11 protein-coding genes are annotated in these 14,771 nt (G+C 56.3%); 5 read left to right on the top strand and 6 right to left on the bottom strand.

Going from position 1 to position 14,771, the window contains the following annotated elements:
• The first annotated feature begins 123 nt into the window (after nucleotides 1-123).
• The 3 genes from Absy_RS09130 (at nucleotide 124) to Absy_RS09120 (ending at nucleotide 4,907) form a co-directional block, all read left to right on the top strand.
• Nucleotides 124-996 (top strand): energy transducer TonB family protein, encoded by an 873-nt coding sequence (locus Absy_RS09130; RefSeq protein ID WP_084597051.1) that lies wholly within the window; start codon nucleotides 124-126, stop codon nucleotides 994-996.
• Nucleotides 997-1,042: 46 nt separating this feature from the next.
• Nucleotides 1,043-1,558: a Fur family transcriptional regulator gene (locus Absy_RS09125; RefSeq protein WP_048854432.1), complete on the top strand. Its 516-nt coding sequence runs from the start codon at nucleotides 1,043-1,045 to the stop codon at nucleotides 1,556-1,558.
• Nucleotides 1,559-1,649: 91 nt separating this feature from the next.
• Entirely contained in the window at nucleotides 1,650-4,907 is a 3,258-nt protein-coding gene (locus tag Absy_RS09120) for an efflux RND transporter permease subunit (RefSeq protein ID WP_048854431.1), read from the top strand.
• A gap of 40 nt (nucleotides 4,908-4,947) precedes the next feature.
• Here the strand turns inward: Absy_RS09120 and Absy_RS09115 are convergent, their stop codons facing one another.
• Nucleotides 4,948-5,964 carry a 1-aminocyclopropane-1-carboxylate deaminase gene (locus Absy_RS09115; protein WP_048854430.1) on the bottom strand — a complete coding sequence of 339 codons (1,017 nt, stop codon included), beginning with the start codon at nucleotides 5,962-5,964 and terminating at the stop codon, nucleotides 4,948-4,950.
• Nucleotides 5,965-6,106: 142 nt separating this feature from the next.
• Here Absy_RS09115 and Absy_RS09110 point away from each other — a divergent pair, with 142 nt between their 5' ends.
• A complete protein-coding gene (locus Absy_RS09110) occupies nucleotides 6,107-6,583 on the top strand; it encodes an Lrp/AsnC family transcriptional regulator (protein ID WP_048854429.1) in 477 nt (158 codons plus the stop codon).
• Nucleotides 6,584-6,671: 88 nt separating this feature from the next.
• Here the strand turns inward: Absy_RS09110 and Absy_RS09105 are convergent, their stop codons facing one another.
• From Absy_RS09105 to Absy_RS09095, 3 genes are read right to left on the bottom strand one after another with little or no spacing between them, the layout of a single operon-like run.
• Nucleotides 6,672-8,051: an aminotransferase family protein gene (locus tag Absy_RS09105; protein WP_048854428.1), complete on the bottom strand. Its 1,380-nt coding sequence runs from the start codon at nucleotides 8,049-8,051 to the stop codon at nucleotides 6,672-6,674.
• Nucleotides 8,052-8,065: 14 nt separating this feature from the next.
• On the bottom strand, nucleotides 8,066-10,552 hold the full coding sequence (locus Absy_RS09100; protein WP_084597049.1) for a TonB-dependent receptor: 2,487 nt from the start codon (nucleotides 10,550-10,552) through the stop codon (nucleotides 8,066-8,068).
• Between the two features lie 10 nt (nucleotides 10,553-10,562).
• Nucleotides 10,563-11,978, bottom strand: a complete 1,416-nt coding sequence (locus tag Absy_RS09095) for an amino acid permease (protein WP_048854426.1) — start codon at nucleotides 11,976-11,978, stop codon at nucleotides 10,563-10,565.
• 105 nt (nucleotides 11,979-12,083) lie between these two features.
• Between Absy_RS09095 and Absy_RS09090 the strand changes: the two genes are divergently transcribed.
• Nucleotides 12,084-12,956 (top strand): LysR substrate-binding domain-containing protein, encoded by an 873-nt coding sequence (locus tag Absy_RS09090; protein WP_048854425.1) that lies wholly within the window; start codon nucleotides 12,084-12,086, stop codon nucleotides 12,954-12,956.
• A gap of 80 nt (nucleotides 12,957-13,036) precedes the next feature.
• Here Absy_RS09090 and Absy_RS09085 read toward each other — a convergent pair whose 3' ends face one another.
• Nucleotides 13,037-13,807 carry an SDR family NAD(P)-dependent oxidoreductase gene (locus tag Absy_RS09085; RefSeq protein ID WP_048854424.1) on the bottom strand — a complete coding sequence of 257 codons (771 nt, stop codon included), beginning with the start codon at nucleotides 13,805-13,807 and terminating at the stop codon, nucleotides 13,037-13,039.
• Between the two features lie 58 nt (nucleotides 13,808-13,865).
• Nucleotides 13,866-14,642 (bottom strand): aldolase, encoded by a 777-nt coding sequence (locus tag Absy_RS09080; protein WP_048854423.1) that lies wholly within the window; start codon nucleotides 14,640-14,642, stop codon nucleotides 13,866-13,868.
• Between the last annotated feature and the right edge of the window lie 129 nt (nucleotides 14,643-14,771).

Below are 14,771 nucleotides of genomic sequence, written 5' to 3'. Positions count from 1 at the left end.
CAACCTTCAGGGGCAGGAGCAGGGGAGCGAAAGCGCTGCCAACAATACACCAGGCCCAGTACCCGTTGCGGCACCCAGTGCCACATCCGCTGTGCCGCCCAGTGCTCCATCCGGGGGTACGCCGTGACTGGCATGGCAGATACGGAGCAGGGCGTGGATGGGCCCGCCGGAGGGCTTTCCCTTTCCTTCGCTGACTGGCAGCAGACTTACCTGCGCCGCACCCGGCGTGAGGATGCGTTGCGTTGGGGGTTGTCCTTCCTTGCCGTGCTGGCTGTAACGGGGGGCGCTGTGTGGTGGGTCATGCGCCTGCCAGCCCCGCCCGTGGCCGTGCCCGAACCCCCGCCTGCGGCCATTGCCATCGATATGGCGCCCGAACCTGTTTCTACGCCTACGCCACCGACCGATGTGCCGCCGGGGCCACAGCAGACCCAGTCCATCCCTGACCCGGCACCAATGGAGCCGCCCAAAATTACGGCCCCGCCTTCTCCGGCGCCCAACCCGCCAGTGCCTGTGCCCAAACCGGAAAAGCCGCGCAAGCTGGTTAAAAAGCATAAGCCTGTGCCAATGCTTAAAAAACCCACGCCCGACAAAACGCCACCGGCGGACGAGACAACAGCCCCTCCATCGTCCGAAGCGCCACCGGCTCCAGCACAGGCGGCTCCGGCTCCCGGTGCATCTTCGGCCAAAGCATCGCACGACCCGCTAACATGGCAGGGCGCTTTGCTGGCACAGTTGGAAAAGTTCAAGCGTTACCCGTCCGATGCCATGGCTGAACATCAGGAAGGTGTGCCAACTGTGACCTTCTCCATGGACCGCAAAGGGCATGTGCTTTCAGTCACACTGGCCAGCAGTTCGGGCCATGCCCTGCTGGATCAGGAGGCCGTGGCCCTGCCCAGACGTGCCCAACCACTCCCCGTTCCGCCCGACACAGTACAGGGGGACCCCATTACCCTGACCGTGCCGGTCGAATTTTACATCCATTCCGGTGGAAACTGAGCTTTTTCGGCCCCTTTTTTTCCCAGATCGTGACAGGATCATTGCCATGCTTGCTTATTCCGAACACCGTCGCTCTCCGCCTGCTCTCCACCAGATCCGCCCCGGTATGGGAGCAAGCAGCAGGCAGGTCCGCCAGCTGGAGGTTCGCTGCGAGGAAGCGGGAATAAAAATGACCGATCTGCGGCAGGTGCTGCTGCATGGCATTCTGGAGGCGGGGCCGGGGGCAACGGCGGTGGAAATCTGGCAGATACTGGGCACCATGACCGATGGACATGCGCCTTCGCAGGGGTCCATCCAGCGTAATCTGAACCTGCTGGTCGAGCGGCATATTCTGCGGCGCGATGTTTCTCCCGACCGGCTGTGGCACTACCATGTGGCCCCCGAGCGCAAAACTGCATTGGCCATTACCTTTGTGGAGGCTGGTACAGGCCGCAAAATAGCCTGCGATGCGCCCGAAGTAGCCATTTTGCTCCGCCGTGTTGCTGCCGAACGTGGGCTGGCCGTGCAGGGGGCATCCATTACCGTAACCCCGTCTGCCGGGCAGGAGAGGGAAGCCCGTTAAGGGCCGTTCCATTTTTTTTCTGCAATGGGTGAAAAAAATCCGTTGCCGATCGTCTAATCAGTAGAGCCTTCCCGCAGGGACGGGACCCCCTTTGAAATTTATTGCATGGTTTGTCCATCGCCCGGTGGCGACAACGCTGCTGCTGGTCTCCGCCGTGCTGTCCGGGCTTATGGCGCTGCCCCATCTGCCGGTCTCTGACCTGCCCGATGTTGACCTGCCGGTTATTTCGGTCTCCGCCACCAACGCCGGGGGATCGCCCGAGGTTATGGCCCGCACGGTTGCGGCCCCGCTGGAGCGGCATCTGGGCAATATAGCGGGTGTGAACCAGATGGTCTCTGTTTCCACGCGGGGGCAGGTGTCCATTATGCTGGGGTTTGCACTGGGGAAAAACCTCAATGGCGCTGCGCGGGATGTGGAGGCCGCGATCCGTGCCGCCCGGCGCGACCTGCCGACCACGCCGGGTTCCGACCCGACCTACCACCGCGCCAACCCCAACGCGACCCCAGTGCTGATTGTGGCGGTGACGCCGGGGCAACATGCGCTGTCCCACCTGTATGATCTGGTCAACACCACGTTACGCCCCATGCTTTTGCAGGTCCCCGGTGTAGGGGATGTCACGCTTATGGGCAGTTCCACCCCCGCCGTGCGGGTAGAGATGAACCCGCTGCTGTTTTTTAAATACGGTATGGGGTTTGAGAATGTGCGGGCCGCCCTTGCCTCGGCCAATGCCCATACCCCCAAAGGGGTCATTGATATGGGGGGGCGGCGTTACCAGCTTGCGGTGAACGATCAGGCTGAACGAGCAGATGCTTACCGGGGGCTGGTTATCGCCTACAAAAATGGACGGCCCATCCACCTGCGCGATGTGGCGGTTGTGACCGATAGTATGCAGGATGAGAATGCCGCGGCTTTTTTTGATGCGCAACCAGCCCTGACGCTGATGGTCCGCGCCCAGCCGGGGGCTAATCTGGTGGGCATTGTTGATGCGGTCAAAGCTCGTCTGCCACAGCTCCGCACATTTATGCCGCCGGGGGCAGATATTGCGGTCGCGCGGGATGGTTCGGCAGTTATCCGCTCCTCCTTGCACCATACGCTGGTTACGTTGCTGGCCTGCTGTGTGCTGGCGCTGGCGGTGGTCTGGGTGTTCCTGCGGTCATGGACGGCATCTGTTGCGGCGGCCATTATTGTGCCGTGCTGCCTTATTGCAAGTCTGGGGCCCATGCACCTTGCAGGGTTTGGGCTGGATAACCTCTCGCTCATGGCGCTTACGGTTGTCAGCGGGCTGGTGGTGGATGACGCCATTGTGGTGATCGAAAACATTATCCGCCTGCGTGAGCGCGGCCTGTCGGTGGAGCAGGCCGCGATTACCGGGGCAAGTGAGGTCGCATTTACGTTGCTCTCCATCACCATTTCCGTGCTGGCGGTGTTTTTGCCCATTGGGCTGGCATCGGGGTTGACGGGGCGGCTGTTCGGAGAATTTGCGGGCACGGTTGGTATTGCCATTGTGGTCTCGCTGGTGTTGTCCTGCGTGGCCACCCCCTGCCTGACAGCAGTGTGTATGCGCGTTGCACTGGCTGGTGCATCTGGCGGTGGCGAGCCGCAGGTGGCGGTCTGCACACGGCAAAAAAAATCCCTGTATTGCCGCATATTGGATGTTTGCCTGACCCACCCAGCCAAAACGGCCCTGCTGTTGCCGTTAACTCTGCTGGCAACGGGTGTGCTGTTTGTGCGTATGCCCAAAATTATTTTTCCACGGCAGGATACGGGCATTGTTACGGGCGGTTCACGCGGGAGTGGCAGCACGTTGGCACAGACCAAGGCGCGGCTGGAGCATTTTAGCCGCGTGTTGCTGGCAGACCCCGCCGTAAGCCACGTGGTCGCTTACATGGACACGGCGGAGGGGGCCAGCCACGGTATGGTGTTTGCAACACTGCGCGACCTGTCTACCGGCCGGGCTACGGCGGCGGAGGTTGCGGGGCGTGTTGTGGCCCGGATGGGGCGGGATAGTCATGCCGAATACCACGCGCAGGCACCGGGGAACCTGATGATGCGTGTGGGTGCAAACAGCAGTGGTGTCAGCTACGTCCTGCGGAGTGAGGATGACCGCCTGCTTGGGCCAGCCATACGCAAACTGGCGCAGGCCCTGAGCCACCACCGCGAATTTACGGATGTTAACCCCGATGTTGACCCGCCGGGGCAGGGCATAACCCTGACCATTGACCGTGATCGTGCTGCACGTGTTGGGGTTACACCTCAGGTTATTGGCAATGCCCTGTCGGATGCGTTGGGGCAGACAACCGCCTCCGTGGTTTATACGGCGCATGGGCAATATAATGTAGTGCTGACTGTGGAAAAACGCTTCCAGCGCGATCCGGAGGTGTTGCAGCAGTTCTGGGTCAGCCCGTCTGGTGGTGCCGCCTCTGGCAGTGCCGCGTCCAATACCATTCGTGTGCGGGGGAGCACGGTGGGGGAGGCAACCTTATCTGGCGGTGCTGCGGCTTTCAGGAACCAGATTGCCAATGCACTGGCGGGGGGTGCGCACGCGTCAACCGGTGCTGCTGTGGCTACGGGGGCGGAAGCGCTGGTTCCCTTATCCGTTGTGGCACGGATAACTCCAAGCCTTGACCCGGTGGCGGTCACGCATCTTGGCTATGCCAGCTCGGCCTCTCTGGCGCTGGAGCTGGCGCCACGGGTCAGCCTGTCTCAGGCACAGATGGTTATTGATCAGGAGTGGCGCAGGCTCCATATGCCGCGCACCCTGAATGGCCAGTTACAGAGCGATGAGGGGGATCTGGGCAAAAATACGTATGAGAGTGAACTGCTGATTATTGCCGCACTTGCCACCGTGTGGATTACCTTGGGCATGTTATACGAAAGTCTGTGGCACCCGCTGACCATTCTTTCCACCCTGCCTTCTGCGGGGATTGGGGCCGTAATGGCGCTGGATATGTCTGGTCTGCCATTCTCTGGCATGGCGGTGGTGGCCATGTTGTTACTGAGTGGTATTTCGCTTAAAAATGCAATTATTCTAGTAGATTTTGCTATTTATGCAGAGCGCGAACAGGGCATGACAGCCCGCAACGCCATGCGTAGCGCCTGCCTGTTGCGCCTGCGCCCCATAGTCATGACCACTTTTGCCGCAGCACTTGGCGCTCTGCCACTGGTGCTTATGGGGGGCTATGGCATGGAATTGCGCCGCCCCCTTGGTATTGCGCTGATTGGCGGTTTGCTGGTCAGTCAGGCCCAAACCATGCTGGCAACCCCGGCACTTTACCTGCTGGTCGCACGCTGGCGTACACGTATTGCAACCCTATGGTGCAAAAACAGGCGTGGGGAACGCTTGTTTTAAGTATTCCCCACGGTATTTGTGCGCGTGGCGTTTGTAGCTTTTAACCGTTCCGGTAGTAATAGCTGTACCCGTTAATGGCGGGGGTGCCACCCAGATGCACGTAAAGTACTTTTGACCCTTCGGGGAAAAACCCTTTTTTGGTTAAATCAATCAGTCCCTGCATGGATTTTCCCTCATACACCGGGTCTGTGATCATGGCTTCCGTCTGGGCAGCCAGACGAATGGCATCATTTGTCTCATCTGATGGTACGCCATAAGCGGGGTAGGCGTAGTCTTCCAGAATAACAATTTCATCCTCGCGCACGGGGCGGCCAAGTTCTACTAGACTGGCGGTGTTGTCCACAATCTGCCTGACCTGCGTACGGGTTTGCTCGGGGGTGGCTGAGGCATCAATGCCAATAACGCGGTGTGCCCGGTCCTGATCTGCAAAGCCAACAATCATCCCGGCCTGGGTAGAGCCGGTTACAACACAGACAATGATGTAATCAAACGTAAAACCAAGTTCTTTTTCCTGTTCGGCAACTTCCTGTGCAAAAGCCACATACCCCAGACCGCCAAATTTATGGACCGATGCCCCCGCCGGAATGGCATAGGGTACGCCCCCTGCATCCCAGACCGATTGAATGGCATTTTCCCAACTCTGGCGAATGCCAATATCAAACCCTTCGTCCACCAGCCGGGAATCTGCCCCCATAAGGCGGGTCATCAGAATATTGCCAACCCGGTCATACACGGCATCGTGGTGGGGGACCCAGCTTTCCTGCACAACAACGCATTTCATGCCGAGTTTTGCTGCCGTGGCAGCAACCATGCGGGTATGGTTGGACTGCACCCCCCCGATGGAAACAAGCGTGTCCGCCCCGGCCTGTATGGCATCTGGCACAATGTATTCGAGCTTGCGGAGCTTGTTGCCGCCCATGGCAAGGCCGGAATTACAATCCTCCCGTTTGGCGTAAATCTCCACTTTTCCGCCCAGCGCAGCACTCAGGCGCGGCAGAAATTCAATGGGCGTAGGCCCAAAGGTGAGAGGGTAGCGTTCAAAAGCATCAAGTTTCATTGTGCGGTTCCTGTGCGTCCAAGACGATTATTTTGTGTATCTTGAATTTTGAGAAATGTGCTTTCATATTTTTAGGTATTGTGACTATATTTTAGTTAAATTAAGATATAAAAGAACGAATAATCCATTTTGAGATAAAAATATGAAAGAAAAATTCACACAGATTCTCGACCGTATCGACCATGCGATTCTGCGTCTGTTACAGGCGGATGGACGCCTGACCAATGCGGATCTGGCGCAGCAGATTAATGTGAGTGCAGCAACATGTTACCGGCGCACGCAGCGTTTGTTTGATGAAGGGTATATAAAAAGCGTCCATGCCCGGCTGGAGCCCGAAAAAGTGGGCATGGGAACAGTTGTGCAGGTTGCCGTAGTGCTGGACCGCTCAACACCGGAAAGTTTTTCGGTATTTGAGCAGGCTATTCAATCCATGCCCATGGTGCTGGACTGTTATCTGGTCGCGGGGGATTTTGATTATCTTTTAAAAATACGCGTTCGGGATATGCAGGATTTTAACAACCTACATGCCGAGCAGCTTATTGCCCTGCCGGGTGTGCGGCAGGCCCGTACCTTTTTTGTAATGAAGGAAGTCAAGGACTGTGGGCTTCTGCCCCTTTAACCTGCACGGAGGTTAAAACATTAAGGGCAGGAACAAGGTCTGTTCCTGCCCTTAAGGCTGTTCTGGTCAATAAGGTATTGTCGCGGTCTTAAGCGACTGTTTCCAAGGCTTTGTCGATCGCGGAGGTAATGCGGTCAAGGTCGTGGGTGGTGGCAATAAGCGCAGGGCTAAGGCACAGTGTGTTGTTATAGCCCGGCAGACTTCTGTTGGTTGCGCCAATAAGCACACCCTGGCTGCGGCAGTGGCCCACAATAGCCCCAATTACTTTTTCCGAAACGGGGGTTTTGTCACTCATGCGGTCCTGTACCAGTTCCACACCCCAGAACAGACCCTTACCACGGACATCGCCCACCATGGCGTACTTGTCCTTGAATGCCAGCAGCTTCTGCTCCAGATAGGCCCCCATCTGGCGTGTGTTCTCCAGCAGGTTTTCGCGTTCCAGAATGGCAAGGTTTTCTATGGCAGCGGCGGGGCCTGCTGTGCACCCTCCAAAGGTGGAAATATCGCGGAATGCATTCATCGGATCATCGGGGAATGCCTTGAACTTTTCAAAAACGGCTTCCGTGGTGACGGTGCACGAAATCGCTGCATAGCCCGATGCAACCCCTTTGGCCATTGTTACAAAGTCGGGCTGTACACCATAATTCTGGTAGCCAAACCATTCCCCCGTACGGCCAAAACCACAAACCACTTCATCAATATGCAAAAGAATATCGTATTTGCGGCATAGGTCCATAACCCGTGGCCAGTAGCCATCGGGGGGAACAATAACCCCACCACCCGCAGTAATGGGTTCCAGGCACAGCAGACCAATGGTTTCCGGCCCTTCACGCAGGATCACATTTTCTATGGCCTTGACCGAAATTTCGGCAAAGCTTTCGGGGGATGTGTCTGTGCGGCGGTATTCCAGACAGTCGGGAACGGCTACAAAGCCATCAAGGAACGGGCCATACCCATCCATGCGCTGTGCTTGCCCGCAGGCGGACAGGGCCGCAATGGTTGTGCCATGATAGTCTCTTTCCCGGTAAAGGATTTTTGACTTTTTTCCGTTATAATGCTGCGCGGAAATCTGGCGCACCATTTTATAGACTTTTTCATTCGCCTCCGAACCGGAGTTGGAATAATAGACGCGGCTGAGGCCGGGCATTTTTTCCAGCAGTTTTTCGGCAAACAGTGCAGCGGGAATAGTGCCCCCGCTGCCTGCATAGTAGTTCAGCCGGGTTAGCTGCTCGCACACGGCATTGGCAATGCTTGCCCGCCCGTACCCAACGTTAACCGTCCACACCCCGCCCGATACGGCATCCAGATACTCGGTGCCGTTGGCGTCCCACAGGCGCATTCCCTTACCCTCCACCATAATGGAGGGGTTCTGGGTTTCAAAGGGTTTATGCTGTGTCAGGTGGTGCCAGACATGCTGCCTGTCTGCCTGTACTGCGTGGTCCAAAGTCTTGTCTGTGTTCGTAAGCATTGTTGTTGCCGTTCCTAGAAGTCGATCTGGATTGAACCAAAGAACTGCCGGGGGGCACCAAGCAGGATGGACTGGTTCTGGCCCTGTGGGTCGCTCATGAGAAAGCCGTTCTGCCCAACAGTTGCAGCGTATTTGACGTTGGCAATGTTGTAAACGTTAAAAGAAACAACAGCGTGTTTCATAAAATCCAGACCTTTATGGTACTGGCCGATGTTGCCAAGGTCATACCGCAGGCCCGCGTTGGTCAGCCAGTAGCTGGGGAGCTTGTAGTCGCCCGTGTAGGAGTAGTTGCGCTGCCCCATGAAGGAGGAGTCCACAAAAACCTCTGCCTTGCGCCATGCGTAGGATGCGCGCAGCTTGTACATAAGCTGTGGGTAGTCCACGACCTGCTTGCCAGCGGTATGGTAAAGAGTGCCCTGGCTGGTCATGTTGTTGTTGTAGGTGGCGTGGTTGTAGCTGATGCTGCCGCTGATCGCCAGACCGGTTACGGGTGTGAGCGTTACGCCCGCATCCACACCATTCATGGTCACACCGCCAACGTTCTGCACCGTGGCGAGCAGGTTGCTGAGCGTGCCGCCGGTTACAATCTGTTGCAGACGGTTATGGAAGTCCGTGTGGTACAGGTACACGCTGCCTTGCAGCAGGTGGTCCATATAACGGTAACCTACCGCGTAGTTCCAGGCTGTTTCGGGGCGCAGGGTGCTTTTAACCGAGTCATAAGCTGCCTGAGAGACAGCCATGGCAGACGCGGTCAGGTTGTACCCGGATTCCGAATAGGCATGGGCATTCTCAGAAACATCAAAGAACAGTTCATGATGTTTGAGGAAGTGCCAGTCCCCGCTGATATGCGGCAGGAAGGCGTAAGCCGTTGTCAGACTTTCGCCCCCGGTAATGGCGCTTACGCCCGTATAGGGCTCCCAGTTACCGTTTTCCTGCACGCGGGATGTGTTGAGCATGGATTTAAAGCCAAAGTGCAGCGCCACGTTGCTGACCGGGTGGTAGGTGTCGCTGAAGAAGGCTGTAAATGTATTGGTGTTGTAGGTCTGGCCCCACAGCATACGGCCCTGTGTGGGCGGCGTGCCGTACTGGTCCCACATGCTGCCTTCATTGGGGAAGGGAACAGCATAGGCATACTGGTTGGAAATGTATTTGTTGTTTTCGTACCATACACCGGCGGACAGGTCGTTATGGGCAATGTTGTATTCAACGCTGGACAGAATGCCATAACGGTGGATTTTGGGGCGTTTGGTCTGTTCAAACATGGGGTTGCCGTTCAGGCTGACCCGGTCGTTTGTGCAGTACTGGGCATCGGAACTGGTGTAGGTGGGGTCGGCAATATTGTAGTTGCTACCGCAGCCATAGGGGTTGGTATATGTGCCGCGAACGGTCTGGTCATGCCCGTAAACGGTTGTTTTCCAATGTAGTTTGTCCGCCAGAACCAGATCGGAGGACATACCGCCAAACAGATCGTATTCCATGCTCGTGCTATCGTAGTACGAGGAGTCACGGGCATCGTAAATGTTGCTGGGCAGATTTTTGCCTATGGCGTAGTTATAGGCATTGCGCCAGCCGTTTTTGGTGCCAATGAAGTTGTCAATCATTGGCCCGTTATGCTTCAGCCAATAGGGCGAATAGTCCTGATAGTTGGTCTGTTGCAGGTTATCCCAGTCAAAAAAGGCGCTGAATTTGCTTTGCTGGCCAATAGGCTGGACCAGCTTGGCGTTGACCTGCTGCATGAACTGGTCGCTACCGCCCTTCCACTTATCGGTTTCGTTGCGCATGTAGGACGTAAAGAACTTGGTGCCGGAGCTGTTCAGCTCGCCGCTGTCAAACCGGGCAAACGTATGCCACATGTTGTTGCTGCCAAATGTTTGCAGCAATGTACCGCCTCTTTTGGCAGAGGGTGTGCGGCTGACGTAGTTAATGGACCCACCAAGGTTGTTGGTGCTGGCAACGGATTCCGCACCAGCACTTTGCGTAACATCCAGACGTTCCACGTTTTCGGAGGAAATGGCGGCAACAGGGTTAAGGCCGTTGTAGTTACGGTAAACAGGTTCACCCAAAGGCATACCGTCCAGCGTCATCCCGATTTCACTTTGGGAGAAGCCGTGCATATACAGGTTGACCGAGTAGGTATCCACACCCTGCGGGTCATCCGACTGGAAGGCAACGCCGGGCATTTGCGCAAGGGCCTTGAGCGGGTTGGTGCCGGGTACCTGCTTTTCCAGCAGGGCTCTGCCGACAACCACTTCGGTCCCGCGCACACGGCGGCGGGTGGAAACCGACAACTCCTCCCCCTTTGCTTGCAGGCTGGCTGATGAGCGCGGTTTGTGCTTGACCGCAAGAGCAGGTTTGGTCGTAGGCGTAGCCGTGGCGGGGTGGCTGACCGTTCCAAGCCGTTTGTGCGTGTGGGCTGCCTCTTTGGTGGCGGCCCATGCACTGGCTGGGAACAGTGCTGTCGTGATTAAAAGACCACGCATCACTATGGATTTTGTGCTCATATGCCAATCCTTATATAGCGTGCTCTGGCGGGATGCCCTGAGCCTGTGCCGGTGGAAGGGAGGACTGAGTCTGCCTGTGCCGCAGCCTGAGGTTGCAGATGCCAAACAGTGCAAGCACTGCAAGGGTGGCCATGCTGCACAGGATTTGCACACGGGTGGAGGGGGAGAGGGCCATCATGATAAAGATAAGCAGCACCGCCGCCACGACAGACCAGGAAAGATAGGGAAAAAGCCAGACATGCAGGGAGATCTTGCGACCTTTCTGTTGCAGGGCATTGCGCTGGCGTATGTGTGCAAGTGCGATAACCAGATAGTTGAACAGCAGGACCGCACCAGACGCATTGATAAGAAAGTAGAGAAAGCTGCTGTTAAAACCGACAGCAATCACGGAAAAAAGCAGGGTGCTTGCCCCCCCTGCCAGCACGGCGGCAACAGGCACGCCCCGCCAGTGCTTCCGCCATTGTGACGGTCCCTCCCCATGAACCGAAAGATCCGCCAGTACGCGCGATGTAACGTAAATGGAGGAGTTCAGGGAGGACAGAACGGCTGAACACACAACAACCGTCATGGTACCAGTCAGACCGTTAATGCCGATATGCCCGAGGGATTGCAGGAACGGAGAGCTGTTGAGGTCGATCTTGTCCCACTGCAACATGCACAGGACAAAGAACAGACCACCCACATAAAAAACCAGAATACGCAATGCCACGGTTTTGACCGCGACCGTAACGGAACGGGCGGGATCATCTGTTTCGCAGGCGGCTACGGTTGCAATTTCAGCACCGGCGAATGTGAACATCACCGCAGGAAGAATAGCAGCCACATCGCGCCAGCCATTGGGCGAGAACCCGCCGTGCTGCCACAAATGTGCAATGGATGTTCCGCGATAGCCAACAACAAGAAAAATGGTGCCCACCACCATAAAGGCAATAATGGTGGTGATTTTGATACACGAGAGCCAGAATTCGGCCTCGCCAAAGCTCCTGACCGAAATAAGGTTGGTCAGGGTCATGACCACAACGCAGATCATGACGACCGCAACGGGTGACAAATGCGTGATGGGCGCCAGAATGGCCGATGCGGCCACGGCCTCCACGGTTGCGGTTACAATCCAGTAAAGCCAGTAGGACCACCCGACCATAAAAGCCATGAACGGACCAAAAACCCGGCGGATATGGTGAACAAAGTTCCCCTTTGCGCTCCCGTTAAGGGAGAGCTCGCCAAGCATTCTCATCAGCAGGAACACCAGCAGGCCATCCACCAGATAGGCAACAAGGATGGCAGGACCGGCGATATGAATGGTTGAGGAGGTGCTTACAAACAGCCCCGCCCCAATAACGCCCCCCATGGCGATCATGCTCATGTGGCGAGTCTTCAATGTGGCCCGTGCAGCCGTATCAAGGTCTTTCTGGCTGGCTGGGCTCATTCTGATTCCTTTCACGACAACATCGTTCCGGAATCAAAATAACAAATAGACACCCAAGATAGAAATGAATAATTTAGATATAGACGATAAGGATTTTTGATTCGGATGCGTTACAATCTTGACATCGATGTTGTACGGTCATTTTGCGCTGTGGTAGACTTCGGGTCATTCAGTGTGGCGGCAGAATATATTGGACGCACCCAGTCCGCATTAAGTATGCAAATACAGAAACTTGAGAAGATTACCGGGTGCTCTCTTCTTATCCGTAATGGCCGCGGAGTTATGCCTACGGCCAAAGGGCAGCGGTTTATGGTCTATGCCCGCAACCTGCTGCAACTGCATGACCGCGCTTTGCTGGATGTAACGGATCAGGATATTACGGGGGAGGTCAGCTTTGGCTGCCCGGATGATTTTGGGCTGTCCATTCTGCCCAATGTGCTCAGGCTGTATGCCCAGACACATCCAACAGTCAGGCTCAATATTACCTGTGCCCCTTCGCCCCGGTTACTGGAACTTTACAAGAACAACCAGCTCGATATTATTTTATGCAGCTATTATTACGAAAGCCATATGGCCTGCCTGAAAAAGGAAAAGCTGGTCTGGGTGGCCGCTCCGGATTTTCAGGTTTCTCTTGATCGTCCTATTCCTCTGGCAATTTCGGAAAGTACAGCACGCGAGCATGAGGCCGCCATTCGGGTGCTAAGCCAGCAGAATATTTCGTACCACATCCAGTACATGACCGAAAACACATGCGCGCTTATGGGAATCCTGCGTTCGGGGCTGGCCATGGCGGCCATGATCAGCAGCGCAGTGCCGGATGATCTTCAAATTATTTCGTTACGGACCGGGCTGCCATCTCTGCCCAAACTGGCCATGGCGTGCCACCATGCCTCCCATAAAACAGGGATCCTGACCGATGCGCTGTATGCCTGTATTGCCCAGACCTTACAAACTGCGGATGTTCCCATAAATACCTGAGCAACACTGGCAGCGCTCTCCCCCACCAAGGCAGGGGGGAGGTAGGGCAGGCTGGCAGAAGCCGCCTGCCGGGGCGGTATTCAGCCCATTGTGCGGTCAACAGCCAGACCTGCGGCAGCCTGGCATGTTGGCATCATTTCAATATAGTTCACATTCATATGGGCGGGGCAGCCCACAATCCATGAAACCGTGTTGGCGATGTCCTCCGGGGTAAGGGGGGAGGTGTTCTCATACACGGCGTCTGCCTTGTTCTCATCTTTCAGGCGCACAAGGCTGAACTCGCTGCCACCGCACAGGCCGGGAGCAACATTGGTCACCCTAATGGATTTGCCCAAAAGGTCGCTCCGCAGGTTTTGTGTAAAGCGGTCCACAAATGCCTTGCTGGCACCATATACGTTGGAGCCGGGGTAGGGGTAGCGGCCAGCCGTGCTGCCCAGAAAAATAAGGTGTCCACGGTTACGACTGACCATGCCCGGCAGCAGGGCGCGGGTTGTTTCCACAATGCCGCTAATGTTGGTGGCGATCATGGTTTCCCAGTCATCAACATTGGTTTCCCATGCTTTTTCCAGCCCAAGCGCCAGACCGGCATTGTTGACCAGCACGTCCACTTCCTGCCAGCCAGCAGGCAGGCTGGCGGGTAATGCCCGCACGGCGGATTTGTCAGACACATCCAGTTGCAGGGGCAGCACGGCCTCGCCCAGTTCGTTGGCAAGGGCCTGCAGGCGTTCCATGCGCCGCCCGGTTGCAATAACGCGGTAACCGTCCTTGACCAGCTTGTGGGTGATTGCGGTGCCAAAGCCTGCCGTAGCCCCGGTTACGAGTGCGACTGGGGCGGTGGTGTTTGTTGTCATGGTGTTTTTTCCATTATTGTTTGGTCTGTAAAGTGGAGGCTGGTTATCGGGCGGACCGTTACAGTCCGATCTGCCGCCGTATGGAGGCAAGGTGCATACGGGCGGACTGGCCATCTTCCTCGCGCATCTGCCGGGCTGTGTGGGCGGCCACATCTGGTGGAACAGGCACAAGCCTGCGCCCCGTTGCCATGGCCAGGCATTGTACTTCCGCTGCCCGTTCCAGATAATACAGGTCATCCCATGCCTGCGCTATGTCGGGGGCCAGAACCATAACACCGTGGTGGCGCATGAACACAATGTCCGCATCCCCTGCGGCGGCGGCAATACGGTCCCCTTCCGCGACATCGAGTGCAAGGCCATTAAAATGCGTATCTACGGCAATACGGCCATAGAATTTGAGCGCGGTTTGCCCTGCAAACACAAGTGGGTCACCTTCCGTCATGGCGAGTGCCGTGGCGTAAGGCATATGGGTGTGGAAGGCCGCACGTGCGCGTGGGCAGTTTTTGTGAATACGGGCATGAATGTAAAAGGCGGTGGCCTCTGGCACACCATCCCCCGCAAGAACGTGCCCTTCATAATCGCAGATCAGCAGCCGCTCGGGCGTGACCTCGGCAAAGGCCAGACCATAGGGGTTCACAAGGAACAGGTCATCATGACCGGGCACCACAGCGGAAAAATGGTTGCATATGCCTTCTTCCAGTCCCAGCCGGGCGGCCATTTGCAAACTGGCGGAAAGGTCTTTGCGTGCTTCCCATATGTCTGCGGTATCAAGATCGCGGCTATTGCTCAGAAAAACAGCGCCTAATGAGGGGGAGGGAACGATCTGGTGCGCCATGTCTGTCAATATTCCTTGTTGGATCAGCACGATCGAATGAATCGATATCGATATGATTAATATTTTTACCTATGAGAATAAAGAAAGTTATCATGATACCAGCTTTCAGTATTCCTTATAGGGTGTGTG

Source organism: Acetobacter syzygii, from assembly GCF_000964225.1.
In the GTDB taxonomy this organism is placed as follows: domain Bacteria; phylum Pseudomonadota; class Alphaproteobacteria; order Acetobacterales; family Acetobacteraceae; genus Acetobacter; species Acetobacter syzygii.
The sequence above is the reverse complement of the archived record's forward strand: the minus strand, read 5'-3'. Positions and strand labels throughout refer to the sequence as shown.